This is a genomic window from Paraburkholderia phenoliruptrix (assembly GCF_047325075.1).
Classification (GTDB): Bacteria; Pseudomonadota; Gammaproteobacteria; order Burkholderiales; family Burkholderiaceae; genus Paraburkholderia; species Paraburkholderia phenoliruptrix.
This window is the reverse complement of record NZ_CP168531.1, coordinates 1,949,823-1,974,567: the sequence shown is the minus strand read 5'-3', so window position 1 is coordinate 1,974,567 and position 24,745 is coordinate 1,949,823. Positions and strand designations below refer to the sequence as shown.

Below are 24,745 nucleotides of genomic sequence, written 5' to 3'. Positions count from 1 at the left end.
CAAAGTGCTGCGGGGAGTGCGGCCGATTGGCGCAGCACGCGTGCAGCACTCATGCAGCACTCATCGCGCGGGTTCCGGCGGCGCAAACCATGAGCGCTGGGCCGGAACCCGTTTCCAATGCATTAATTACAGGCTACATGCAAGGATGGGAGCCGTTAGACGATAGTCAGCGTCACGTCGATATTGCCGCGCGTCGCATTCGAGTACGGGCAGACACTATGCGCTTTATCGACGAGCGCCTGGGCGGCGTCGCGCGCCATGCCCGGCAGCGAAATCTTCAGTTCGACTTCGATGCCGAAACCGTTGGGAATCGCGCCGATACCGACGCTGCCGTCAATCGACACATCAGCGGGAATGGCAATCTTGTCGCGAGCAGCGACGAACTTCATCGCGCCGAGAAAGCACGCGCTGTAGCCGGCCGCGAACAGCTGCTCGGGATTCGCACCGTCGCCGCCTGCCCCGCCGAGCTCGCGCGGCGTGGTCAGCTTGAAGTCGAGCTTGCCTTCCGGCACGACGGCGCGGCCGTCGCGACCACCAGTAGCGTGAGCATGAGCGCGATACAGGACTTTTTCGATCGACATGGTGAAGCTCCTTTATGAACAGGTTTAAAGTTTATTCATCTATCTATCGAAAGATAGATGACAAGACAGAACTCGATATTTGAAACGCACAACTTTTCCAGATTGCTACTTACTCAAGACTATCTACTGAAAGGTAGACAGCACAACAAGCAGAAAGACCGCCTTCCCACCTTGCTTGCCAACTGTCGCTACCGCCCGATCCTAACCGACGCTTCGACATCTTCAAGCCGTGCTTTCGTATTGAACAACCGGCTCGCCAGCACGCTGCCCTGGAAGGCTGCGAAGAGCGCCCGCGCCGCATTCTCCGCCTTGCCGTTGACTGCGAGCGTACCGGCTTGCGCACCTTCGGCCAGCACTTTGGCGAGCCACTTCTCGTTCGCCTTGAAGAACGCCTGCACCGCCTGGCGGATGTTATCCGGCAACGTTTCGATGTCGGCCGCGAGCATGCCGCACAGGCAAATCTGGTGCCCGTCGCCGAGCGTGCGTCCGAACAGCTTCGTGTACTTGCCGAGCCGCACTTCCGCCGGCAACGATTCGTCGATCCCCTTTAGAGTACTTTGCACTTCGCTGCTATAGGTGCTCACTGCCTCGAGGACGAGGTCGTCTTTTGACGGAAAGTAATAGTGAATGCTCGACGTCTTTACTCCAACGAGGCTCGACAGATCCCGATAGCTGAAACCGTTATAGCCGCGCATCATGATCAACGTGATGGCGTGGTCGAGAATCTGTTCGCGCACTGAAGTTGTCGTGTCCATGGGCTGAACTCTATCTACTTGCAGATAGACTGTCAAGCACGATTGTTTCTATGGAATGCAACATCCTGTTCGCGATAGCGAATGGCGCGAGGTCTTTGTGGGCGGCGCAACACGATCGCCGCCCCGCTCTGTTGCGAGTAAGCCACGCTCGTCATGCTGAAACCAGCGCTATGCCGGCAACCTTCAACGCTCTCATCTCTGTCTCCTGGTGTCACGGCGCTTGCCGTTTTCGACCAAGACAGCATGCAGTGTGCCGCGAGCGGAATCGTGGCTACAGCATCGCCCGTACGCAATGCGCGGTAGCGCGCGCGCTCATTCGATGCGCCGGCGGGTGGAAATGGCAGAGGCGGTGGAAATGACGAGGTCGGCGAAACGCTTTTCGTCGCGGTCGGCCTGCCAGCGCGAGCGCGCGACCGCGATATTCACCGCGCCGATGCCGCGCCCGTGCGCATTCGTGATAGCCGCCGCCGTCGAAATATCGCTCACAAAGTACTCGTCTTCCGTATGCGCGTATCCCTGCTTGCGGATCTGCGCGATCCGTTCCTTGATCTTGCGCGGCTGGTACACGGTCGAGGCCGTATAAGGCACGAGGTTCGTGCGCGAGAGAATGTCGTCGATCTCGCCGTCGGGCAGGGTCGCCAGAATCGCGAGGCCCGGCGCCGTGCAATACGCGGGCAGACGCGAGCCGGTAATGACGTGCGCGTTGAACACGTTGCGGCTAACGATACGCAGTACGAACACAATGTCGGTATCGTCAAGCACCGTGAGGTTCGTCGCCTCTTCCGTCTCCGAGCCGAGCTGCTGCAGATAAGGTGTCGCGCGGCTCACCAGATCGTTCGATGTCAGATAGTGGTAAGTGAAGTCGAGCAGCCGCGGCGACAGTTCATACTTGCGGCTGTCCGGGTCTTTGAAAAGATAGCCGAGCGCGGCGAGCGTATAGGTGAAACGCTGCGTTGCACTCATGTCGAAGCCCGTGGACGCCGCGATCTCCGAGAGCGACAGCTGGCGCTTGCTGCCGTCGAACGCAGTGAGCACCTTCATGGCCTTCTCCACCGACTGCACGTAGAGCGAAGACGCGGTCGGGTCGGCTGCCTCCGCGGGCAGCCTTGCCGCCGAAGTGTTGCGCTTGCGCGCGGCTTTGGGCTCGTCGCTCATTACGTCGGTATCTGTCTGGATTGAACGGGAAATTATCGCATAGCGCTCATGACCGAACTGGCTACGCTAATGACTGCCTGACCGCCGCCAGCCTGTCCCACGCATCTTCGGTACTGCGCGAGATCAGATGCTTCTTCACGCGCTCGCTCGCCGTCAGCTCGAAACCGGGCACCGCCCGGTAATAGCGCGGCAACTGAAAACTCGCGAGCCGCTCGCGCGCCCACGCGTGTAGCGCCGGCCAGGCGACGGGCTCGCCCTTGAACTGCACGTTGAGCAGAATGTCCTGCTCGCCGATTTCCGAGGCCACGCCAATGGCGGCGCTCGCGCGAATCGCCGGATGCGCCGCGAAAATGCGCTCGATTTCCCATGCGGAAACGTTCTCGCCGCGCACGCGCATGCTGTCCGTCTGGCGGCCGATGAAGAACAGATCGCCCTCTGCATCGCGGCGCGCGCGGTCGCCGGTGTGCAGCCTGCCATTGCGCAACGCGGCCCGGGTTGCCTCGGGGTTCTTCAGATACGCCGGCAAAAATGTGCCCTCCACCTTGCTTGACAACACGATCTCCCCGGCTTCACCGTCCTTTACAGGCAGACCGTTTTCGTCGAGCAGTTCAAGGTCGATCCACGGCAACGCACGGCCGATCGAACCAGGCTTGCCAGTCAGGTTCGCCGTCGCGAAGCTCGAGCATTCGGTCATGCCGTAGCACTCGCGCAACGACACCTTGAGCCGGGTTTCAATCGACGTCCACGACGAAGCGCTCACGCCCGCGCCCCACGCGACGCGCAGCGTATGCGCGGCCGGCTGTTCGCTCTCGGGCAACTGCATCAGGATATCGAGCACACCGCCCAGATAATGCAATTGGGTCGCGCCCGCGTGTTCCACTTGCGGCCAGAATTGCGATGCGGAAAACCGCGGCACCGCATGCAGCGTCACGTTTTCGAGGAACGGCAGCAGCAGCATCTGCGCCCCGCCGATATGACACAGCGGCTCCCACAGAAATAGCCGGTCACCACGACGCACGTCGGCGACACGAAGCGCGGCCTCGCTCGCGATGCGCATCATGCGGTGCGTGAACACGACGCCCTTCGGCGCGCCCGTCGTGCCGGACGTGTAGATAATGCACAGCGGATCGTGCACGCCGATCGCGGGCGTCGCGAACCCGGCGCAGCAATCGCTCGGGTCGAACACGGGAAGATGCGTGCGCTCGGCGGCGCCGCAATCGAGTTCCGCCGTCACCGCGTCGAACTCTTCGTCGACGACAAAGAGTCTGGGCTCGGCATGCTGGAGCAGATACTCGAGGCCTGCCGCGCGCAGCTTCGTATTCACGGGCACCCACACCAGTCCGCTCAAATGCAGCGCGTAGATCAGATGAATATGTTCGGGACTGTTGCCGAGCATCACGGCGACGCGATCGCCTTGCGCGAGACCGCGTTCGGCAAACCAGCGCTGCAGCTGCGCCACGTGACGGGCAGCATCTTCACAGGTAATGGCGCGGTCCTCGAAATGCACGACGGTACGCGCGGGATCGCGGCGCAAACCTGCCGCGAGCAGCGGCGCGCAGTCGAGTTCGTCGTTGGTATGCCGGTGGGCGAAATATTCTGGATAACGATGCATGTGCAAACCAGTTGATTGACCGGAAGTTAGCGCGCGCGGCGCTTGAGCCAGGAAGAAACCGCGACGACGAGCGCGATCAGAATGACCAGGGTGGTCGACACGGCCGCGAGCGTCGGCGTGATGGCGAGCTGGATGTCGTCCCACATCTGCTTGGGCAGCGTCGAGTTGATGCCGCCGGAAACGAAGATCGCGATAGTCAGGTCATCGAAGGAAACGAGGAAGGCGAACAGGAACGCAGCGGTCACGCTCGCCATCAGCAGCGGCAATACGATCGACGTGATGCGCCGCAACGGCGACGCGCCCATCACGCGCGCAGCGTCATCGAGGCGCCAGTCGAAGCGCTGAAAACCCGCCGCGAGCGTGACGACGACATAGGGAATGGCGAGCACCGTGTGGCCGATCACGAGGCCGAGGTTGGTGCCCGTCAGCCCGAAGCGCCCGAACAGGTAAAGCAAGCCGACCGCCACCACGATACGCGGCACGATGAGCGGCGCGACGAGCAGCGCGAACACGGGCTTGCTCGCGCGGCGCGGCATGCGCGTCATGGCGAGCGTCGCGCCGAAGCCGAGCAGCAGCGACAGCAAAGCCGTGCCGAGGCCGACTTCGAATGAGCGGATCACCGCGCTTTGCCACACCGGCGAATCCATGAATGTGCCGAACCAGCGGACGCTGAAGAGTTTCGGCGGAAACGCAATGTAGTCGCTCTTCGTGAACGCGTAAGGAATCACCGAGAGCACGGGCACGACGAGCACCAGCATCACGACGCAGGTATAGAGACCCAGCGGGCTCGCCGCACGCGCGCCCTCCCCGCCGTGAACCTTGCGGCGCATCACGAAAGGCGCGAAGACGCGCCCCGCCGTCATCAGAAGCGCGAGTTTGAGCCCTTGCGCACGCGAGCCGCGCTGACGCTCCGCCACTTCGCCGGTGAGCGAGGTGAGACCCACCATGCGGTCGTAGATGAAGAAGATCACGATCGAGCAGACGAGCAGCACGGTCGACAGTGCGCCGGCAAAGCGCATATCGAAGAGTTCCAGCACCGACGAGATCACGAGTTGCGCGATCATCGTTTCTTTGGGCGAGCCGAGAAGTGCAGGGACAATGAAGAACCCAAGGCTGGAAATGAACACCAGCAGACCGGCCGCCGCCACGCCGGGCGACGACAGCGGCAGAAATACCGTGAAGAAACTCGTGCTGCGCTCGGCGCCGAGTGTTTCGGCGGCTTGCGTCAGGCGGTCGTCGATGCCGCGCATGACGGGCAGCATCGTCATGACGGCGAGCGGCAGCATGGAATGCACCATGCCGATCAGGACGCCCGTCAGCGAAGGAATGGTGCCGCTCGTCTCGTGCACGAGGCCAAGCGCGAGCGCGATTGTCGACAGCACGCCGGTCTTGGAGAGCAGCAGCATCCACGCATAGGTCTTGACGAGATAGCTCGTCCAGAACGGCAGCATGATCCACAGCAGCCAGCGTTCGCGTGCGCGCTCCGACAGGCGGCTCAGCAGGTAGGCAACCGGATAGCCGAGCAGAATGGAGAGCGCCGCCGTCATGAACGAGATCGCAAAGGTGATCCACAGCACCTTTGCATAGACAGGCGTGCGCGCGATGCGCTCGAACTGCGCAAGGCCCACCTGCCCGTTCGCGTCGACCAGTCCGCCTTGCAGAATCTCGCCGACCGGCATGATGAAGAACACCAGCAGAAACAGCAGCGTCGGCACGATCGGCAAAAAGCGCATGCAGCGCGCGAGCCACACCGACCGGCCGCGCCGGGAGGCTGCGCTTTCGCGCTGCGCATGAAGAGCGATGGTCATTCTGATCCCTTTCAGCTTTGCAACAGCGTCGTGCGATACGGGTCCCACACGACGCCCACCTTGTCGCCGACGCGCGGCGACAGACTGCGCTCGCAACGCACGGTGAGTTCGCTGCCGTCGTCCATCGCGAGTTGCACGCGCGTATCGCTGCCGAAAAACACCACGTCCGCAATCGTGCCGTCCACAAAACCGCTCGCCGGTTCGACCAGGCGCGGCGCTTCAGGCCTGACGAGCAGCGTGTGACGGGCAGCGAAGGCCGCAGATGCGCCTTTCCCGTTCGGCGCCTTGATGGCGTTCATCGCGTTCATCGGCAGAGGAATGCGGCCGCCCGCCGCGAGCAGGATGGGTTCGCCGCTCGGGCCGCGCGAGTCGTCGAGTGCACCTTCGAGCAGATTCGAATGGCCGATGAAGCCGGCCGCGAAGCGCGTCGCCGGACGGTCGTACAGATCGGCAGGCGTGCCGACCTGCTCGATGCGCGCCTGATTCATGAGGCAAATGCGGTCAGAGAGTGTGAGCGCTTCGTCCTGATCGTGCGTCACATAGACGAAGGTTGCGCCGAGCTCCTTATGCAAGCGGCGAATTTCGGACTGCATGTGCTCGCGCAATTTCTTGTCGAGTGCGCCTAGCGGCTCGTCGAGCAGAATCACCGAAGGCCGGTACGCGAAGCAGCGCGCGAGCGCTATGCGCTGCTGCTGCCCGCCGGACAGCTCCTTCGGAAAGCGCTTGGCGTACTCGCTCATGCGCACCATGGCGAGCGCGCCGTCCACGGCCGCGCGCACTTCGTCGCGCGACTTGCGGCGCATGCGCAAACCGTACGCCACGTTGTCCCACACGCTCATGTGCGGAAAGAGCGCATAGCTCTGGAACACCATGCCGATGCCGCGCTTGCCCGGCTCGATATGCGTGACGTCGCGCCCGTCGATCTCGATGCGCCCCGCGCTCGGCGCGACGAGACCCGAGATCATTTGCAGGAGCGTGGTCTTGCCCGAACCCGAGGGACCGAGCAGCGTCAGGAATTCGCCCGCCTGCACGGCGAGGTCCGTCGCCTCCAGCGCCACCGCATCGCCGTAACGCTTTGCAATGCCTATCGCCTCGAGTTTCGAGCTCATCGTGCAGTCCTTACGAAATGATCCACGAATTGAACCGTTCGGTGACTTTCTGACGGTTCTCCTCCCACCATTGCGGACTCGGCAACCGCATGTCGCGGATATTGTCGGGCGCCGTGGGCAACAGCGTCGCGCGATCTTTCGAAATCGCCTCAAACGCTTTCCGGTTGGTCGGACCGTAAGCGAGCGTGCGCGTGAGCAGCGCCTGGCGCTTCGCATCCGCGCAAAAACGAACGAATTGCTTCGCCGCGTCCGCGCGCGGCGTGCCCTTCGGGATGCCCCAGCCCTCGATCGAATACAGCCCCTCGTTCCAGACGATCGTGACCGGCGCGCCCGCGTCTTTGGCAGCTTGCGCGCGGCCGTTCCACGTCGAGATCATGTCGACGTCGCCGCTCTGAATGGCCTGCATGGCTTGGGCGCCGGAGGTCCACCAGATGTTGACGTGCGGCTTGATCCTGTCGAGGCTCTTGAACGCACGGTCGACGTCGAGCGGATACAGCTTGTCGAGCGGCACGCCGTCGGCAAGCAGCGCCTGTTCGAGCGTGTCGAGCGGACTGCGCCGCAGCGAGCGGCGGCCCGGGAATTTCTTCACGTCCCAGAAGTCCGCCCACGACGTCGGCCCGTTGCCTTTGAACTTGTCGGCGCGATACGCGAGCACGGTGGAATACACATCCACGCCTAGCCAGTTCGGCGCGATGGCCTCGGGCATGACGTCCGGATAGTCGCTGGCCTTCAGGCCGATCGGCTCAAGCAGTCCCTTTGCTTCGAGGTACGGAATATCGGCCGAGAGCGTCAGCGTGGTGACGTCCCACACATAATTCTTCGTCTGCACCATCGCTGCGAATTGCGCTACGGGTTGCGATTCGCGCGCGACGCTCACGACCTTGATGCCGGTCGCTTTCTCGAATGGATCGTAGAACGCCTCGCGATAAGCCGTCGTGTAAGGACCGCCGGGGTCCGACACCACGATCTGCTTCGCCTGTGCACGGGCGGCGAGCGGCAGCGCGCCCGCCATGGCAAGCGCGCTCGCGCCGTGAAGAATACGGCGGCGCGCCGGATTGAAGTCTTGCGTCATTGTTCAGGTCTCCGCACTAAAGTTGAGAGGAACAGCCCGACTTGGCCTTGGCCGGCTACTTTGCGCGCTGGCGGAAGAACTCTTCCATCATGCGTGCGGGCTCTCCGGAGTCGTACGCTTCGCGCTGAATGCGCTCGCCCGCTTCAATGCAGTCGATAAAGCCGGGCTCCGTCATTTCCCGGAAACGCTGCTTGTCGAGCCGCATCGCAACAGGCGGCTTGGCCGCGAGTTCGCTGGCGATTTCCAGCGCCTTCTCGAACACCTTGCCTTCTTCCACGAGGTGATGGATGAGGCCGATGCGATGGCACTCTTCAGCGTCCATCAAACGGCCTGTCAGCGTGAGTTCGATGGTGCGCGACATGCCGAGCATCGCGTTCATGATCCACGGCCCTGTCGTGCTGGCGATGCCCGCGTTGATCTCCGGCTGCCCCATGCGCACGCCGGGATGGCCGACGCGGATGTCGCCGAGCAGCGCCACCTGAAATGCCGAGCCCGCGGCCGTGCCGTTCAGCGCCATGACGAGCGGCTTGGACAGGCCGCGCAGCGCCGTGTAGTAGCGCTGCCATTCCTTGACCCACGCGACCGCGCGTTCGCCGTCGAAATCATGAGCTTCCGACAGGTCCTGGCCTGCCGAGAACGCGCGATTGCCGGCCCCCGTCATGATGATCGCCGCCACCTCCGGATCGCTGTTGAAGCGTTCCAGCGCCTCGATAATCGTCTCGCGCATCGGCGTGGTCCACGCGTTCAGGCGTTCGGGGCGGTTGAGGGTGATGACCGCGACGCGGCCGTGATTCGAGAACAGCACATCATTGCTCATTATTTATCGCATCGCAATAGTTGATGGTGAATAGCAATATATGCTCACCAAAATAGCGATGCAACCGGGTTTACCAGAGAGAAAGTAAGGAGAGCGCAAGGGGAATGAATGGGGGCGCTGGCGGCGGGCAACAGCGCCGGGCGCGTCCATGTGGATCAACGGGGGAAGTGATGGCGCGCCCAGAAAAAAGCCGCAGACAAGCTGCGGCTGAAAAACAAACACACACGCCGAACGTTTGGGAACGCTGACGCCTTACAAATCGTATCCACGTTTGCGCGGCGCGAGAATCGGGTGTTTTGTATGAAAGCATGCCCGCTTCCCGGCAAAAGCCGGCAATAAGCGGGAGTTCGCGTATTGAGGACTCCGACGCGTCGCGCAAAAACAACGGTCGTCTCAATCGGCTGGCCGAAAAATCACAGGAGGTGGCAGTGATCGCCATAGACGGCCTTGCAACGATGTGGAATCATCCACCGACCGGCCCGGACCGAAATTGTGCCGACGGCCAGCTTCTGATAACGCGCAGTCAACCACGTGGACACAGATCCCGCGCAATGAGTCAACGCCCGCCGCATGAAGATGAGGGACAGTTCGCCGTGTGGCGCGCGAAGCGCTCTTCCAGCCGGATCGACTCGCGCAGTGTCGTCGTGGCGCACGCGGATGTGCCGGCCGGAGAGTCCATCGCCCTGCTGCTGAGACTCAAGGGTTTTGTTTCTGTCGCGACATCCACCATCGAGAACCTCGAACTGATGCTCGAGCATTGGAAGCCGCGGGCGCTGCTGATCGACACGCGGCTATGCCGGGCGGAAGGCTTCCGGTTCGTCCGCCAGGCCGCCCTCGATCCTGCGTTCAATGCAGTCCTGCTGGTCGCCATGACAAACGTGTTCCCGCCCGAGAGTCCGGGCGACATCCGCGAGGCCGGCTTTGACGGCCTGTGCCGCAGGCCATGTCCCGTGTGGCGGCTCGCGGATATGCTCGAAAGCCATTTCCGCTCGTCGACGGGTCGCGCGTAGCGTCGGCACGGCCCACGTCGCACGTCGGGAGGTCAGGCCGGAACCTTGCTACTGCACACATTGCATGGCCGGACGGCAAAACGCGAACCGGCTGACTCACCCTTGCAGGTTCCTGTTTGACTCCCCTATCCGTCTACATCCTCACTTATAACAGCGAGCGTCATCTCGACAAGGTTCTGACCGCCGCGAGGCGCGCCGCAGACGATTTACTGATTGTGGACAGCGGCAGCCGCGACTCCACGCTCGCGATTGCCGCACGGCACGGCGCGAGAATCGTGCATCGCGCATTCGATAACTTTCGCGCTCAACGTCAGTTCGCCAACGACCTGTGCCTGCATGAAACCGTGATGTTTTTCGACAGCGACGAAGTCGCGAGCGATGCGCTGATCGACGAAGTCCTCGCATTGAAAGGTCGCGGTTTTGTGCACGATGCCTACGCGGTCAGGCGCGACTGGGTGGTCATGGGCAAGCTCATCCACGCGCTGATGCCCGTGTCGTGTCCGGACTACCCGATCCGTATCTATCGACGCGACACGTTGTATTTCACCGGGCACAGCGTGCATGAAACGCTGATGGGCCATGCAAGCGGCGGACGGATCGAGGCGCCGCTCGTTCATCATACGTTTCAGAACACCGCCGAGATCAGACAAAAGCTCGATCTGTACACAGACCTCGCCGCCCTTGACCTGCTGCACAAACACGAGCCGGCTGCCTTGCTGTGGCTCAAGGGCTTGACGAGTCCAATCGGCGCATTCATGAAGTGGTACATACGCAAGGGGAATTTCCGCGACGGTCGTGTCGGTTTGATTTTGGCGCTTTACGCTGCGGCTTATACGCGCCGCAAGTATCGCAAGGCGTTTTCGCGGCGCTGTCGCGATCGTTGACGCGCCCTTTCGTCGACGGCTGCGAGCGGACAACTTGCGCCGTCGATACTGGATCGCTTCACGCGATCGACGTCTCCGCGGCGCCGACCGGGAGTTTCCCATGACCGTATCGCCGAATACGCGTTTCGCTGTTCCCGCGGGTGTGCGCACGGGCACCGTCGGGCTCGCACTGGCGCTCCTCGTGTCGAGCGCCGACGCGGGACCGAGCTGTCCGACGGTAATCACGAGCCCGGCGGGCAGCGCGTTCGACATGGCCTCGCTCATTGCCGACACCGGCTCGCCGCAAGCGGCGCTCACCAGGTTGCGCGCGATGTTGTCGAAGCTCGGCTGGGGTACGCGTTGCACGATGCTGCGCGACGTCAATGCATGCAATGAAACGGTCGACCTCGCGAAACGCGCAGTCGTCGCGCTGGAGGCGTGTGCACCCACGGCGCCGCCAGAAACCGGCGCTGACCGGCGAGTGGAAAAAAATCGCGGGCGACCTCAATCCGCCGAACTCGATCAGTGAATCCGCGCGCGGCCGCATGCGGTCGTTAATGACGCTCCTGGCATCTCCCCACGCGAATTCACCTGCACTTCTTAAAATCAGGCGTACTGAGCTTATCTTTCGCCCGCCGCCGGCAGCGCGCTGACCGCGCCGATTTCCCGTTGCGAGCCTGCCTGTCCCGGGGCGGATTCGTCAGACCGGGATCGGTTCATCACCAGCACGGCGATCGTCGCAACGACTGCGGGCAACGCAATGGCCACGAAGTTCAGGCTTAGCGGCAGCGCCATTTCCACCAGAATACCGATGATGATCGGCGCAAGAATCGCCCCGCTTCGACCCACTCCCGATGCCCAGCCGATTCCCGTCGACCGGATCGACGACGGATAGAACTGCCCGGCGTAGGCGTAAGTGAGGATCTGCGTACCGATAGTCGATGCTCCGGCAAGCCCCACCACGATAAACAGCGCCCACGTCGGCAGATGCATGCCGAGCAGGCTGATCGACACCGCGGCGAGCGCGTACATGGACGCGAGCACGCGGTTGATGTTGAAGCGGTCCGCGAGCCAGCCGCCGGCTATCGCACCGATCATCGCGCCGAAGTTCAGCACCAGGACGAAGGTCAGCGCGGAGCCGAGCGTGTAGCCCGCGCCGGCCATCAGCTTCGTGAGCCATGAACTGAGCGCGTACACCATGAAGAGGCACATGAAGAATGCCGTCCACAGCATGACGGTTCCGATCGCGCGTCCGTTCTGAAACAGCTTGCCGATGGCCGCGCTGCCCGCCGCTTCGTCGTCGGACAGCACAAAGCGATCGTCGTGTTTCGGGTCATGAGCCGGCACGAGGCGCGCGAGGATGCCTTGCAATGCCTGTGTGCGGCCGGAGCGGACAAGAAAGGCCATGGACTCGGGCATCAGCCAGAAAACGAACGGAATCACCAGCACGGGCAACCCCGCCGCGATGAACACGGATTGCCAGCCGAACCGCTCGATCATGCCTTTGCCGACGAGCGCCGCCAGCATGCCGCCGATCGAATAGCCGCTGAACATGAGCGTGACCATCGTGCTGCGGATCCGGCGAGGCGAGTATTCGGACATCTGCGCGACGACGTTCGGCATCACACCGCCAATCCCGAGACCGGCGATGAAGCGGAACACGCCGAAGGTGACGGGGTCTTTCGCGTAACCCGCGGCAGCCGTGAACATGCTGAACAGCAGCACACATGCGGCAATGGTCCAGCGCCGCCCGACGCGATCGGCGATGGTTCCGAAGAACACCGCGCCGAACATCATGCCGAAGAGCGCGGAACTCACCATGAAACCGGCGCCGGTCGCCTTGATGCGCATCTCGGCCATGATGGAAGGCAACGCGATGCCGGCGACCGCCAGATCGTAGCCGTCGAAGATGATCACCAGCGTGCAAAGCGACAGCACGGTCGCATGCAGACGCGTAAAGCGCGCGTCTTCGCAGAAGCGGTGGACATTGATTTTCCGCATGCCAAATCTCCTTGACTGGCTGAGTTACCGCGTGCAGTGAGACCGCCTGTGCCCGCAGCATGGCGCATCGCTGGGCAGGGGCGGCGAACGGCCGGATGGCCGTCAATCATCGGATGAAACGATGCAGGACTGTCTTGCACGAGACCTTATGGGCCGTGGAGTGTCGCATCGTGCTGCACTATAAAGCACTTATTTGATGCAACATAATGCGCGTTTACGCTACTGTAAGGCCGATGGCATTCCTGGCCCCGAACACGGGCTCGGGCTTGGGCGGGCGGCCCGGCAGGCGCGCTCCTGAGGAGCCTGGGCGACGCGATGCAGCCAAGAGAGGGCGAGACGGCGTGGGTCTGTTGACATTCCGCAGCGAGGACAGGGTCGGCAAACTGCTCGCAGCTCGTCTGCGTAACGGGCTGCGGCTTAGGATGTATTTGTGATTCTTCGGCGTGGCGAGCGAGCCGGGCAGCGCGAGTCCCCGACGCATTGGGGCGCCGACTCGCCTCTTCTTTTACCGCGGCTTATGCCGACGCCGCCTGATGAGCGGCAAGCGTGGCGCCGAGTTCTTCGTCGGACATCGCGGGAGCGCACGTGAACGCGAACAGATCACCCCATTGAAGCACCCATCGGGCGAGTCCGCTCGCATCGGTTGCCTCGACGATGGCAAAGCCGCTCAACTCGCCGATCGCATGCCAGCGCCCGAGAAGCTGGACGTTTTCGGGCGGACGGCCACCCGTTTTGAGGAAACGCTCGATTGCAGGCCGTTGTGTCGTCGGCAGCCCCTTCCATTGAACGATGTATTTCATTGCAGCCTCCAGTGCGGAGATGAGCGAGGCCGGCTCGTGGCGGACCAGCGACACGCCATACGCCGCGATGCCGCGGCGCTTTAACGTCCGGGATCGAGATTGAATAGTCTTCCTATCTACACGATCGGCATGAGGCCACGAGGCGCATAGCTCATCATAGATGGGCCCACGGAATCGACATCGTCGGAATACAGCAGCGAATGGCCAACTTTTATAGCCGCGCCGCCATGGCTGGTGTTGGATGGCATGAAGCAACTGCTGGGGTGGATTGTGCAGTGATGGGCTGTGCCGGAGGTTTGGCATTGCCGCGCGGGGGCGCGTTTGAGGGGGCAGCGCGGGGCACAGTGCCTCTTGGGTCGCATTTTCCGTGTTACCGTTGCTCCTCGGAGCTGACTGCTTCGATCGCTGCCAGCTGAGTATCGCTCAGTTTATATCGGCGCTTGATGTCACCGGAGAGACTCCTGGCAGCATCTTGGCACTCTGGCAAGCAGGTCATCACATGGGCCAGAAGTATCTGGAAGTCGGGATTATCGGGATTTGATCGAGCGAGGCTATCGGCCAGGCCAAGAGCCTCCTTGTAGCGCTCGATGCGCAAGAAGCAGCCACACCGATGCCTACGTGATTGATCATGATGAGCAGTCTGAATGATTCCATGGCAGGTCATCACGATCAAGTCCCTGACTACAACGTCCAAGTTGCTGTTCTTCAGCTCATCGTAAAGATAGAGGCAAATACCGGCGTAATCATGAGTCTCGACCAGACGACGCACCATCTCGGAGATACGTGCGGCCTCTTCTGCCGGAGCCAAGCTGCCCACTAGCCCAACAATGTCAGTTTGCAGATCGGCATAGTCCTTCTCAAAGGGCTGCATGACGGTCGCTATCTGCTGATCGCAAAACTGGCTCGCCAAGAAGATTTTCGTTTTTAGCTTGGCCCTTGGCCCGAGCCCGACGGTTAGGCTCCCAAGCACGTCGGAAAAGGCTTCCGTTGGCGGTCTTCGATTGATGCGGGCTATCCCCTCCGCACGAACGAAAATCCGCAGCAAGGCCATCCGCGTATACACGGCAAGCGATGTCGCCACATTCATACCCGCCGTAAGGTAAGCGCGCACCCGAAGGTTGCTCCAATCTGCAAGATCACCGAGACAGAGGGCGATTGCCGACATGTGGGGACTCGATCTCGGATTGCGTGCGAAGCGCATCAGAATCTCGGTCAACTCATCCGGGGCACCACTGGAGCACTGACGAGTAAGTTCCAAAATGCCGCAGACCCGGTTCGAATCTGTCTCGGATTCGAGTCTTCCCAAGATGAAGCGATGGGCCTGGCGCACTCGGTGCGTCTCGCGCCGCTCCCCGCCTCCGGGAAGCGACTCGACGAACTGATATTCTTCAACGATAGGGGAATGAAGGAAGGCCTGCCAGAAGGCCGAGCGTGCACGTTCTCGTGTGCCTGACTCACCGGTCAACCACTCTTCCAGCTTTGCGGAATACGCCTCGTCGCAATCCTCCATTCGATCTGGTTGGGGAACAACCCTTCCAGGTTGCTCACGGTCACTGAATGGTACGGTGTCGGTGCCTTTTGCAGACCCGAGCACACCGTTGATGATTTGCCCGTCGACCAGATAAGAACACAAGAACAAGACGTCCCGACAGACCTTTTCAAAGACCTGTCTCAGCTTGTCATAGACGCCCAGCCCTGCTTCAAAATCAATATTATCGAGGCGCTTTAGGAGATCTTCGAGCGTGACGTCAATGTTTACGTCAAGGTGGCTGCTAACTTTATTTCTGATCTCTCGATACGGTGCAATCTCTTCCACCACCCGGAAGATCGTCTTGAATTGCTCTATGGCATTCTGCGAAAACTCTTTTGCAAGGAGAGCGTCGAGGCCATCAATTCGTTGCGGAGCTCCAGGATCAACGTCGCGGGTAATTAGACAATCGCAAGCGCTGACCAGATCGGTAATCATTCGGGCCTTCAAGATGCGCACCACATTCGGAAAAGCTTCGAATCCCTGAAGTAATTTGGCCTGGGCTACCATCCAACGCTGGATGAGAGCGAGATGTCCCGCACGAGCATGGATCGGCGTAGTGTTGATAAGAGCAGTCGAATCGGGCCGCGTCATCGCCAGAGGATCGGCTCCCATCTCTACGGTTTGCATCTTGCGGCCGGAGGCTCGATAGGCTTGTAAGGCTGCCTCGAATGCCGGATCACGGGACTCCGGGAAGTCCGTCAGTGTGGGAAAATCGGTGATGCCCAAAGATGCTAGCGAGCGGTAAATCTCGGCCGCGCCCTCTACAAAAAATTCCGACTTTGAAGCATCGGTGCCATTCCAAAGTTCGATCACCTCTTCTAGTTCAATATCTTGAACATGGGCGCTCAGCCGGTCGCGGACCTTCTGGAAGTACTTCTTGAATTCAGCTGCGTAGTACTCCTTGAGGTCGTTGAAAGCACCTGTATCGTATCCTGCCTGCTGCAACGGCTTACGCAGTTGGCGGGCGTGTGAGATGAAATCGGCAGCGCGGATGAGGACGTGCCGGGTGATCATGCGTGCGTCGGCGTCTGTGGGCGCAAACTGCGCCAAGCGCATCGCGAGCCGCATTTCCATTATCAGGAAACGTAGTTTTTCGAGACGAATATCGAGAGGCATACAAGTAAGCGCATTGTACTTACGATCCTAGAAAAAAGGCCAAAATGTAGCGCAGGTACCATGCCTCGGAAAATTAACCCCGACTGCTGGTTCAAACGAGCCCTTACTCGAACATCTGTTTCTGCCTGACAACGTAGCCCGCGGGCTTCTTCTGCTTTTCCAACACGCCCTCGTCGATCAGACGCTGCAACCATGCCTTGGCCCGCGCGTTCGACACATCGAGCGCGGCCGCCACTTGGGAGTCTTTCCTCGGCATACTCAAGAGTTGCTGAATCGCCGCGCGTATGGCAGCCAAGGGCACTTCGGCGCGACTCTAATATCCAGGTGACTGACGTGGCGCGGCGTTATGGTGTGGCGCGGACGACCTTATAACATAGAGGCCACCGCGGTCATTCACCTTGCAGAGCTTGTCCTTTGCCATAAAAAATCGTGCTTGAGGCTGCCGAAATGTGCCAGCCATTGCCAAGCACAAATACAAAAAAGCCCGCAAATGGCGGGCTGAAGGGTGTTTTATTACCAGTGAATGCCGGCTGCTGCCGGACGCTGAGTTACTCCCACTCAATCGTCGCCGGCGGTTTCCCCGAGATGTCATACACCACCCGGTTGATCCCGCGCACTTCATTGATGATGCGATTCGACACATGCCCGAGCAACTCGTGCGGCAAATGGGCCCAGTGTGCGGTCATGAAATCCAGCGTCTGCACGGCCCGCAACGCGACCACGTACTCGTAGGTGCGGCCGTCGCCCATCACGCCGACGCTCTTCACCGGCAGAAACACCGCAAACGCCTGGCTCGTCAGGTCGTACCAGGACTTGCCGGTTTCCTTGTCGATGAACGTGCGCAGCGTTTCGATGAAAATCGCGTCCGCGCGGCGCAGCAGATCCGCGAAATCGCGTTTCACTTCGCCGAGAATCCGCACGCCGAGACCCGGGCCCGGGAACGGATGGCGGTACACCATGGCCGGCGGCAAGCCGAGCTTCACGCCGAGTTCGCGCACTTCGTCCTTGAAGAGTTCGCGCAGCGGCTCGAGCAGCTTCAGGTTCAGCGTCTCCGGCAGGCCGCCCACGTTGTGGTGACTCTTGATGGTCTGCGTCGCCTTCTTGCCCTTGCCCGCCGATTCGATCACGTCCGGATAGATGGTGCCCTGCGCGAGCCACTTCGCGTCGGTCAGCTTGCCGGCTTCAGTCTGGAACACTTCGACGAACTCTGCGCCGATGATCTTGCGCTTCGCCTCCGGATCGGTCACGCCTTCCAGCTTGCGCAGGAACACGTCGCTCGCGTCCACGTGAATCACCTTCACGCCGAGGTGATCCGCGAAGGTCGCCATGACCTGCTCGGCTTCGTTCAGGCGCAAAAGGCCGTGGTCGACGAACACGCACGTGAGCTGATCGCCGATCGCACGATGCAAGAGCGCCGCCGCCACCGACGAATCCACACCGCCCGACAGCCCGAGAATCACATGCTCGTTGCCGACCTGCTCGCGGATCTTCGCGACCGCCTCGTCGATGTAATGGCCCATCTCCCAATCGGCCCGCGCGCCGCAAATCTGCAGCACGAAGCGCTCGAGCATCGCGCGGCCCTGCACCGTGTGCGTGACTTCCGGATGCCATTGCAGGCCGTAGAAATGACGTTTTTCGTCGGCCATCGCGGCGATCGGGCACGATTCCGTCGATGCCATCAACGCGAAGCCCGGCGGCATTTCCAGCACCTTGTCGCCGTGGCTCATCCACACCTTCAGCATGCCGTGCCCTTCCGGCGTCGTGAAGTCGCTGATGCCTTCGAGCAGGCTCGTGTGATTGCGCGCGCGCACTTCGGCGTAACCGAATTCGCGCAGATGGCCGATGTCGACCTTGCCGCCCAGCTGCTCGGCCATGGCCTGCATGCCGTAACAGATGCCGAGCACCGGCACGCCGAGTTCGAACACCACTTGCGGCACGCGCGGCGTGTCGGTTTCCGTGACGGAGCTCGGGCCGCCGGACAGGATCACGCCCTTCGGCGCGAAGTCGCGAATGAACGACGCATCGACGTCATACGGATGGATTTCCGAATAGACGTTGGCTTCGCGAACGCGACGTGCAATGAGTTGGGTGACTTGCGAACCGAAGTCGAGAATCAGGATCTTGTCGTGCATGGCAGCGGACGGTTTCAAAAGTGAGCGGATACGGAATGCCGCGCATAGAGCGCGGCGTTGAATTCAAAGCGGTCCACGAGGGAACGAACGGCCGGGTTGCTTCGGCAGACGGGCGGCGGCGAGCGGCTCAACCATGAAACGGAGGCCGGGGCGCATGCGGCGCATCGGCGGCGGCGTCACGGGCCTCGTCGCGCGCGGCGGCGGCTTCAGCTCGTGCCGCCCGCTCCGACGGGCTCGGCGCTTCGCCCGTCGTTGCGCGCAAAGGTGCCGAGGGCGCCGGATCTAGCGGCCGCGCCTCGTGCGCCGCGGGCACGGCAGGCGCTACCGGCACAGTCCCCGCTGGGGCCACGACCGGCTTGGCTGCTGCGTCATATGCGGGGGCAACCGCGGGCGCCGCGCCGGGAGGCACGGCGGGCTCGCCCACCGGCTCCGCGCGATACACCGGAAAACCTGCCGTGGCCGGCACCACCGGTTCACGGCGGTTTGCCTCGCGGTTCGCCGCGTTTTTTGCGGCGTCTTTTGCAGCCTGCCTGTCGGCGCGCTCGGCCGCCACGGCTTCAGCCGCCCGCAGCTTTTCGCGCCGCCGCACCGCGCCCGCCAAACGCACGCCGCCCAAACCGAGCACGAGCAGCACCACACCGGTCAGCACCGCGACGATCTGGCCGAAGCCGTTCAGCGACGGCGTATGCAGCCCGAGCAGCCAGACCAGCATCAGCACGCCGGTCAGCCAGTTCACGTGACCGACCGCCCTTGCGACCGACGACGTCAGCGCCCCATCGAACGACGCATGCAAGGCAAGCCACGCGAGCCCGACGAGCGCGACGCCAAACGCCTGGCCGACCAGCGCCGGCTGCGTTTGCACCAGCAGCAGCGCGTCGTACAGCGAAGTCCAGGGCGTCAGCAGGAACAGCAGGCCGAACCCGAGCAGCAACAATGCATCGACGACGAGTACAGCGCGCAGCAATGGCTTCATTGGCGTTTAGTCCACGTGGTAGTTGGGCGCTTCCTTGGTGATCTGAACGTCGTGCACGTGCGATTCGCGCAAGCCCGCGCCGGTGATCTGCACGAACTCGGCCTTTTCGTTCATCTCGGCGATGGTGCGGCAGCCGCAGTAGCCCATGCTCGCGCGCACGCCGCCGATCAGCTGGAACAGGATCGCGTTGACCGAACCCTTATAGGCGACGCGGCCTTCGATACCTTCCGGCACCAGCTTGTCGATATTCGCCGAGTTGTCCTGGAAGTAGCGGTCCGCCGCGCCGTCCTTCATTGCGCCGACCGAGCCCATGCCGCGGTACGACTTGTACTGGCGGCCCTGGTACAGGAACACTTCGCCCGGCGCCTCTTCGGTGCCGGCGAACATGCTGCCCATCATGACCGCGCTCGCGCCAGCGGCGAGCGCCTTGCTTACGTCGCCCGAGAAGCGTACGCCGCCGTCCGCGACGACAGGCACGCCGGTGCCGCGCAGCGCTTCGGAGACGTTGGAGATGGCGGTAACCTGCGGCACGCCGACGCCGGCGACGATCCGCGTGGTACAGATCGAGCCCGGCCCGATGCCCACTTTCACGCCGTCCGCGCCGTATTCGACGAGCGCCTTGGCCGCCGCCGCGGTGGCGATGTTGCCGCCGATCACCTCCACATGCGGAAAGTTCTGCTTGACCCAGCGCACGCGCTCGAGCACGCCCTTGCTGTGGCCGTGTGCGGTGTCGACCACGATCACGTCCACGCCGGCTTGCACCAGCAGTTCCACGCGCTCTTCGTTGTCCGCGCCGACGCCGACCGCCGCGCCCGCGCGCAGCTTGCCGTGCTCGTCTTTGCAGGCGTCCGGGTGCTCGGTCTGCTTGGTGATGTCCTTGACCGTCATGAGGCCGCGCAGCTCGAATGCGTCGTTGATGACCAGCACGCGCTCGAGGCGGTGGCTGTGCATCAGCGCCTTCGCCTCGGCGAGCGAGGTGCCTTCCTTGACGGTCACGAGACGCTCGCGCGGCGTCATGATGCTGCGCACCGGCTCGTCCAGACGCTCTTCGAAGCGCAGGTCGCGGTTGGTGACGATACCGATCAGCTGCGAGCCTTCCACCACCGGGAAGCCGGAAATGCCATGCTGGTGCGACAGCGCGATGACGTCGCGCACTTTCATTTGCGGCGGCACCGTGATCGGATCGCGCACCACGCCCGACTCGAAACGCTTGACCTTAGCGACTTCACGCGCCTGCTCGGCCGCCGTGAGGTTCTTGTGGATGATGCCGACACCGCCCATTTGCGCCATGGCAATGGCGAGGCGGGCTTCGGTGACGGTGTCCATGGCGGCGGACACGAGCGGCATATTCAGGGAGATGTTGCGGGTCAGCCGGGTCTTGAGGCTGGTGTCGCGCGGCAGAACATCGGAGAAGGCCGGGACGAGGAGCACGTCATCGAACGTGAGTGCTGTTTGGATCAGACGCATGGCAAATCCTATAGGCGCAAAAGCGAATTATACGCGATACCTCCCCGCTTTTCACTGCGCGAACAGCAGCTTAGCGAATTTCCGGCGGTTTTTTTAATGGCTTTTGCCCCGCCGATTTCGCTTCGCCGTTCGCCTCGGGTTCGATCGCGTTTCGTTTGCTCGGGCCCGAATGCAGAATCAAACAAGACGCCCTCGGCGGGGAGCCGCTACGCTTGCGGCCATTCCAGTTCTGTGCAGGGAGCAGTCGATGCAGCGCGGTGTGGCCTATGGCGTCATGGCCGGAGCCCTGTGGGGCATGGTTTTTCTGGTGCCGCGCGTGCTGCCGGACTTTTCGCCGCTGCTGCTGTCCGCCGGCCGCTACACCCTGTACGGCGTGGTGTCGCTCGCGGCCGCCCTGCCCGCGGCGCGCTCGCTCGTCAAACGGCTGACGCGCGAAGACCTCGTCGCGCTCGTCAAGCTCGCGCTGGTCGGCAATCTTTTGTACTACCTGCTGCTGACGGCCGCGGTCCACCTGGTCGGCATCGCGCCGGCGTCGCTGATCGTCGGCGTGTTGCCCGTCACCGTCACGCTGATGGGCCGCGGCGATCGCGGCGCCGTGCCGCTCGCCCGCCTCGCCTGGCCGCTCGCGATGGTGCTGGCGGGCATCGGCTGCATCAACATCGACGTCTTCACGACGGGCGGCGGGGCGCCCGGCAGCGTGCCCACCCGACTGCTCGGCCTTGCCTGCGCGGTGGGCGCGCTCGGCTGCTGGACCTGGTTCGCCGTCGAAAACGCCCGCTATCTGCAGCGGCAGACGCATTTCAGCGCCAACGAATGGTCCGTGCTGTGGGGCGTCGTGACGGGCCTGCTCGGCGCCGCGCTGTGGCTCGCGATTGCCATCCTGCCGGCCGGCGGCCCGCAGGGCGAACTCGCGCAAGGCCGCTGGCATAGCTTCTGGCTGCTCAATCTCAGCCTCGCCATCGGCGCGTCTTGGCTCGGCAACGGGCTCTGGAATGCGGCGTCGAAGCGGCTGCCGCTGACGCTTTCGGGCCAGTTGATCGTGTTCGAGACGCTGTTCGCCCTGCTCTACGCATTTATTTACGACGGCCGCCTGCCGCGGCCGCTGGAACTGGCCGCGATCCTGCTGCTGGTGGCGGGCGTGTGCTGGTCGGTGCGCCAGCATGCGGACGACGATTCGGGCGGCACGGCCCGGGTCGCGAACAACGCGCAGGGCTCGGCGCACTGAGGCGCGGTGTTCCGGGAAACTGGCCGGTGAAAAGCGGAGGAGCGGAGGAGCGGAGAAGCGGAGGAGCGGAGGAGCGGACGAGCGGACGAGCGGACGAGCGGAGAAGCGGAGAAGCGGACGCAGCGGACGAGCGGACGCAGCGGCTAAAGCGGCTGGAGCGCCTGAAGCGGACGAAAGCGGTCAGAGCGGATAAAAGCGGCCGACAGCGCCGTTTGATTTGCCCGCGCCCGGGATTTGCCGGCGCCCCCGGCCAGCCCTTACCGCGAATCCTTGTTGAGCCAGCGGCGCCCTTCGATCGAGCCCGCCTTGCGGGTCTTCTCGACGCGGCGCTGGCGCGCCACTTTCGGATCCACCAGCAGCGGCCGGTAAATCTCCACGCGATCGTGGTCGGCGAGTACCGTGTCGAGCGGTTTCAGCTTGCCGAATATGCCGACCTGTTGCGTTTCGAGATCGATCTGAGGATAACGCGTGAGCAGGCCGCTCGCCTCGATTGCCTCGCCGAGCGTGGCGCCCGCCGGCAGTTCCACGGCGACGAGCGCCTGCTCGTTCGCGAGCGCATAACAGACCTGAACCGACAGACGCCCGCTCATAGCTTGCCGTAGCGCTGATCCGCGCGCTTCACGAAAGATTCGACAAAAGTATTGGCGATATGATTGAACACCGGCCCAATGATCTTCTCGAGCAGGATGTTGGTGAACTCGTAGTGCAGCGCGAACTCGATCTTGCAGGCGTCCGCGCGCAACGGCGTGAAGCGCCAGAAACCGGTGAACTTGCGAAACGGCCCATCTGCGAATTCCATGTCGATGCGCGTGGGCCGCTCCATGCTGTTGCGCGTCGCAAAGTGCTGCTTGATGCCCTTGAAGTTGATGTCGATCTTCGCCTCCATGCTGGTTTCGTCCCGATGACGGATCTCGACTCCGCCGCACCACGGCAGGAAGTTCGGGTAATCGGCGACGTCGGTGACGAGGTCGAACATCTGCTCCGCCGAATGACGGATCAACACGGTTTTCTGGACATCTGCCATAAATTGAACAGCACGTGGCAAGGGTGGACGGGCGCCGCGGGCTTTCCTTGCCCCGCTTTGCTAAAATCGTAATTTTAAACGAGTTGGGCACTTTCCATTCATGAGCATTATCGACAACAGAAAAGCGTTCTTCGACTATTCGATCGAAGAGCGCTACGAGGCAGGGCTCGTGCTCGAAGGATGGGAGGTCAAGGCACTGCGCGCCGGGCGCGGCCAGATCAAGGAAGGCTATGTCGTGATCAAGAACGGCGAGCTGTTCCTGATCGGCACGCACATCAGCCCGCTGCCCGAAGCCTCGACGCACATCAACCCCGACCCGGTCCGCACGCGCAAGCTCCTTTTGCACAGCGAAGAAATCAGCAAACTGATCGGCAAGGTCGAGCAGCGCGGCTATACGCTCGTGCCGTTGAACTTCCATTACAAGGGCGGCCGCGTCAAATGCGAGATTGGTCTTGCCAAGGGCAAGAAGCTGCACGACAAGCGCGAGACTGAAAAGAAACGCGATTGGGAGCGCGAAAAGGCGCGTTTGATGCGCTCGCCGACCTGAAGTTCACGCACCGCGTCGAAGGTTCGCCCGGCCTGCGGCCGATGCCGGGTTGTGCGGACTGGTTTGCGCAGACTGCGTTGCGCGGATAGGCCGCACTTTGCGCAAGCTCCCGCGTGTTTTTTGGTTCTCGAACGAAAATGGCCCGCCATCCATGATGCGGGCCATTCTTTTTGCCAGCGCCTCATCGCACGGCGCGTTGAGCCGCCGCCCTCAGCGCGCGTCCGCCACGCCTTTGCCCTTGTTCACGATGGCGAGCGCCGATGCGATCATCGAACTCATGTCCGCGAGGTTGCCCGGCACGATCAGCGTGGTGCCCTGCTTGGCCACATTGCCGAACGCATTCACATATTGCTCGGCGACCTTCAGGTTCACCGCTTCCATGCCACCATTCGACTGAATGGCCGCAGCAATCTTCTGAATGGCCTGTGAATTTGCCTCCGCCACCGCAAGAATGGCCGCCGCCTGACCTTGCGCCTGATTGATCGCCGCCTGCCGCTCGCCTTCGGATTTCTGGATCGCCGCTTCGCGGCCGCCCGACGCGATATTGATCTGCTCCTGCTTGCGCCCTTCCGATGCCGCGATCAACGCGCGCTTCTCGCGCTCGGCGGTGATTTGCGCCTGCATCGCGTGAAGAATTTCCTTCGGCGGCGTCAGATCTTTAATCTCGTAGCGTAGGACTTTGACGCCCCAGTTCGCCGCGGCTTCGTCGAGCGCGGAGACGATACTGTGGTTGATAAAGTCCCGCTCCTCGAAAGTCTTGTCGAGTTCCAGCTTGCCGATCACCGAGCGCAGCGTGGTCTGCGACAACTGCGTGATCGCGAAGACGAAGTTGCTCGATCCATACGACGCCTTCATCGGATCCGTCACCTGGAAATACAGCACGCCGTCTACCTGCAACTGGGTGTTGTCGCGCGTGATGCAGACCTGACTCGGCACCTCGAGCGGAATTTCCTTGAGGATGTGCTTGTAAGCAATCCGGTCGACGAACGGGAACACGAAACTGAGGCCGGGCGTGAGCGTGCGGTGATAGCGGCCGAGCCGCTCCAGCACCCACGCATGCTGCTGCGGCACGATCTTGATGGTCTGCGCCGCCAGCACGATCACAATGACAAGCAGCACGGCCCCGACGATGGTCGAATCCATTTAC

General features: G+C 62.4%; 23 protein-coding genes. 5 read left to right on the top strand and 18 right to left on the bottom strand.

What is annotated here, in order from left to right; translation table 11 throughout:
* Nucleotides 1-155: 155 nt before the first annotated feature.
* From ACEN8U_RS21010 to ACEN8U_RS20975, 8 genes are all read right to left on the bottom strand, one after another.
* Nucleotides 156-581: an organic hydroperoxide resistance protein gene (locus tag ACEN8U_RS21010; protein WP_015002956.1), complete on the bottom strand. Its 426-nt coding sequence runs from the start codon at nucleotides 579-581 to the stop codon at nucleotides 156-158.
* 188 nt (nucleotides 582-769) lie between these two features.
* Nucleotides 770-1,336, bottom strand: a complete 567-nt coding sequence (locus ACEN8U_RS21005) for a TetR/AcrR family transcriptional regulator (RefSeq protein ID WP_015002957.1) — start codon at nucleotides 1,334-1,336, stop codon at nucleotides 770-772.
* Between the two features lie 312 nt (nucleotides 1,337-1,648).
* Nucleotides 1,649-2,491: an IclR family transcriptional regulator gene (locus ACEN8U_RS21000; protein ID WP_015002958.1), complete on the bottom strand. Its 843-nt coding sequence runs from the start codon at nucleotides 2,489-2,491 to the stop codon at nucleotides 1,649-1,651.
* 61 nt (nucleotides 2,492-2,552) lie between these two features.
* Nucleotides 2,553-4,103: an AMP-binding protein gene (locus tag ACEN8U_RS20995; protein WP_015002959.1), complete on the bottom strand. Its 1,551-nt coding sequence runs from the start codon at nucleotides 4,101-4,103 to the stop codon at nucleotides 2,553-2,555.
* Nucleotides 4,104-4,129: 26 nt separating this feature from the next.
* Nucleotides 4,130-5,911 (bottom strand): ABC transporter permease subunit, encoded by a 1,782-nt coding sequence (locus ACEN8U_RS20990; protein ID WP_015002960.1) that lies wholly within the window; start codon nucleotides 5,909-5,911, stop codon nucleotides 4,130-4,132.
* Nucleotides 5,912-5,922: 11 nt separating this feature from the next.
* Nucleotides 5,923-7,020 (bottom strand): ABC transporter ATP-binding protein, encoded by a 1,098-nt coding sequence (locus ACEN8U_RS20985; protein WP_015002961.1) that lies wholly within the window; start codon nucleotides 7,018-7,020, stop codon nucleotides 5,923-5,925.
* Nucleotides 7,021-7,030: 10 nt separating this feature from the next.
* Nucleotides 7,031-8,092 carry an ABC transporter substrate-binding protein gene (locus tag ACEN8U_RS20980; RefSeq protein ID WP_015002962.1) on the bottom strand — a complete coding sequence of 354 codons (1,062 nt, stop codon included), beginning with the start codon at nucleotides 8,090-8,092 and terminating at the stop codon, nucleotides 7,031-7,033.
* Nucleotides 8,093-8,147: 55 nt separating this feature from the next.
* Nucleotides 8,148-8,909 carry an enoyl-CoA hydratase/isomerase family protein gene (locus ACEN8U_RS20975; RefSeq protein ID WP_015002963.1) on the bottom strand — a complete coding sequence of 254 codons (762 nt, stop codon included), beginning with the start codon at nucleotides 8,907-8,909 and terminating at the stop codon, nucleotides 8,148-8,150.
* Between the two features lie 428 nt (nucleotides 8,910-9,337).
* Between ACEN8U_RS20975 and ACEN8U_RS20970 the strand changes: the two genes are divergently transcribed.
* The 3 genes from ACEN8U_RS20970 (at nucleotide 9,338) to ACEN8U_RS20960 (ending at nucleotide 11,311) form a co-directional block, all read left to right on the top strand.
* On the top strand, nucleotides 9,338-9,919 hold the full coding sequence (locus ACEN8U_RS20970) for a response regulator receiver protein (protein WP_310106472.1): 582 nt from the start codon (nucleotides 9,338-9,340) through the stop codon (nucleotides 9,917-9,919).
* Between the two features lie 116 nt (nucleotides 9,920-10,035).
* A complete protein-coding gene (locus ACEN8U_RS20965) occupies nucleotides 10,036-10,803 on the top strand; it encodes a glycosyltransferase family 2 protein (RefSeq protein WP_015002965.1) in 768 nt (255 codons plus the stop codon).
* Between the two features lie 100 nt (nucleotides 10,804-10,903).
* Nucleotides 10,904-11,311, top strand: a complete 408-nt coding sequence (locus ACEN8U_RS20960; protein WP_015002966.1) for a hypothetical protein — start codon at nucleotides 10,904-10,906, stop codon at nucleotides 11,309-11,311.
* 92 nt (nucleotides 11,312-11,403) lie between these two features.
* Here ACEN8U_RS20960 and ACEN8U_RS20955 read toward each other — a convergent pair whose 3' ends face one another.
* The 7 genes from ACEN8U_RS20955 to guaB form a co-directional block, all read right to left on the bottom strand.
* A complete protein-coding gene (locus ACEN8U_RS20955; protein WP_015002967.1) occupies nucleotides 11,404-12,783 on the bottom strand; it encodes an MFS transporter in 1,380 nt (459 codons plus the stop codon).
* A 515-nt stretch (nucleotides 12,784-13,298) separates the two neighbouring features.
* On the bottom strand, nucleotides 13,299-13,583 hold the full coding sequence (locus ACEN8U_RS20950) for a DUF3303 domain-containing protein (protein ID WP_013588773.1): 285 nt from the start codon (nucleotides 13,581-13,583) through the stop codon (nucleotides 13,299-13,301).
* A gap of 370 nt (nucleotides 13,584-13,953) precedes the next feature.
* A complete protein-coding gene (locus ACEN8U_RS20945; RefSeq protein WP_015002968.1) occupies nucleotides 13,954-16,230 on the bottom strand; it encodes a hypothetical protein in 2,277 nt (758 codons plus the stop codon).
* A gap of 103 nt (nucleotides 16,231-16,333) precedes the next feature.
* Nucleotides 16,334-16,486, bottom strand: a complete 153-nt coding sequence (locus ACEN8U_RS20940; protein WP_238558513.1) for a hypothetical protein — start codon at nucleotides 16,484-16,486, stop codon at nucleotides 16,334-16,336.
* Nucleotides 16,487-16,778: 292 nt separating this feature from the next.
* On the bottom strand, nucleotides 16,779-18,362 hold the full coding sequence (guaA, locus tag ACEN8U_RS20935) for a glutamine-hydrolyzing GMP synthase (protein ID WP_013588774.1): 1,584 nt from the start codon (nucleotides 18,360-18,362) through the stop codon (nucleotides 16,779-16,781).
* A 127-nt stretch (nucleotides 18,363-18,489) separates the two neighbouring features.
* Nucleotides 18,490-19,335, bottom strand: coding sequence for a hypothetical protein (locus tag ACEN8U_RS20930; RefSeq protein ID WP_015003068.1), 846 nt, complete (start codon nucleotides 19,333-19,335; stop codon nucleotides 18,490-18,492).
* A 6-nt stretch (nucleotides 19,336-19,341) separates the two neighbouring features.
* Entirely contained in the window at nucleotides 19,342-20,802 is a 1,461-nt protein-coding gene (guaB, locus tag ACEN8U_RS20925) for an IMP dehydrogenase (protein ID WP_013588776.1), read from the bottom strand.
* A gap of 247 nt (nucleotides 20,803-21,049) precedes the next feature.
* On the opposite strand from guaB, the gene ACEN8U_RS20920 reads away from it, so the two are divergent.
* Entirely contained in the window at nucleotides 21,050-22,027 is a 978-nt protein-coding gene (locus ACEN8U_RS20920; protein ID WP_015003069.1) for a DMT family transporter, read from the top strand.
* 257 nt (nucleotides 22,028-22,284) lie between these two features.
* Here ACEN8U_RS20920 and ACEN8U_RS20915 read toward each other — a convergent pair whose 3' ends face one another.
* The gene (locus ACEN8U_RS20915) at nucleotides 22,285-22,617 is read right to left on the bottom strand and encodes an RnfH family protein (RefSeq protein ID WP_015003070.1); all 333 of its coding nucleotides are present in this window, start codon (nucleotides 22,615-22,617) and stop codon (nucleotides 22,285-22,287) included.
* Nucleotides 22,614-23,051: a type II toxin-antitoxin system RatA family toxin gene (locus tag ACEN8U_RS20910; RefSeq protein ID WP_015003071.1), complete on the bottom strand. Its 438-nt coding sequence runs from the start codon at nucleotides 23,049-23,051 to the stop codon at nucleotides 22,614-22,616. The genes ACEN8U_RS20915 and ACEN8U_RS20910 overlap by 4 nt, the downstream gene beginning before the upstream one ends.
* Nucleotides 23,052-23,151: 100 nt before the next feature.
* On the opposite strand from ACEN8U_RS20910, the gene smpB reads away from it, so the two are divergent.
* Nucleotides 23,152-23,598 (top strand): SsrA-binding protein SmpB, encoded by a 447-nt coding sequence (gene smpB / locus ACEN8U_RS20905; protein WP_013588780.1) that lies wholly within the window; start codon nucleotides 23,152-23,154, stop codon nucleotides 23,596-23,598.
* 210 nt (nucleotides 23,599-23,808) lie between these two features.
* Here the strand turns inward: smpB and ACEN8U_RS20900 are convergent, their stop codons facing one another.
* A complete protein-coding gene (locus tag ACEN8U_RS20900) occupies nucleotides 23,809-24,741 on the bottom strand; it encodes an SPFH domain-containing protein (protein ID WP_013588781.1) in 933 nt (310 codons plus the stop codon).
* Nucleotides 24,742-24,745: the final 4 nt, after the last annotated feature.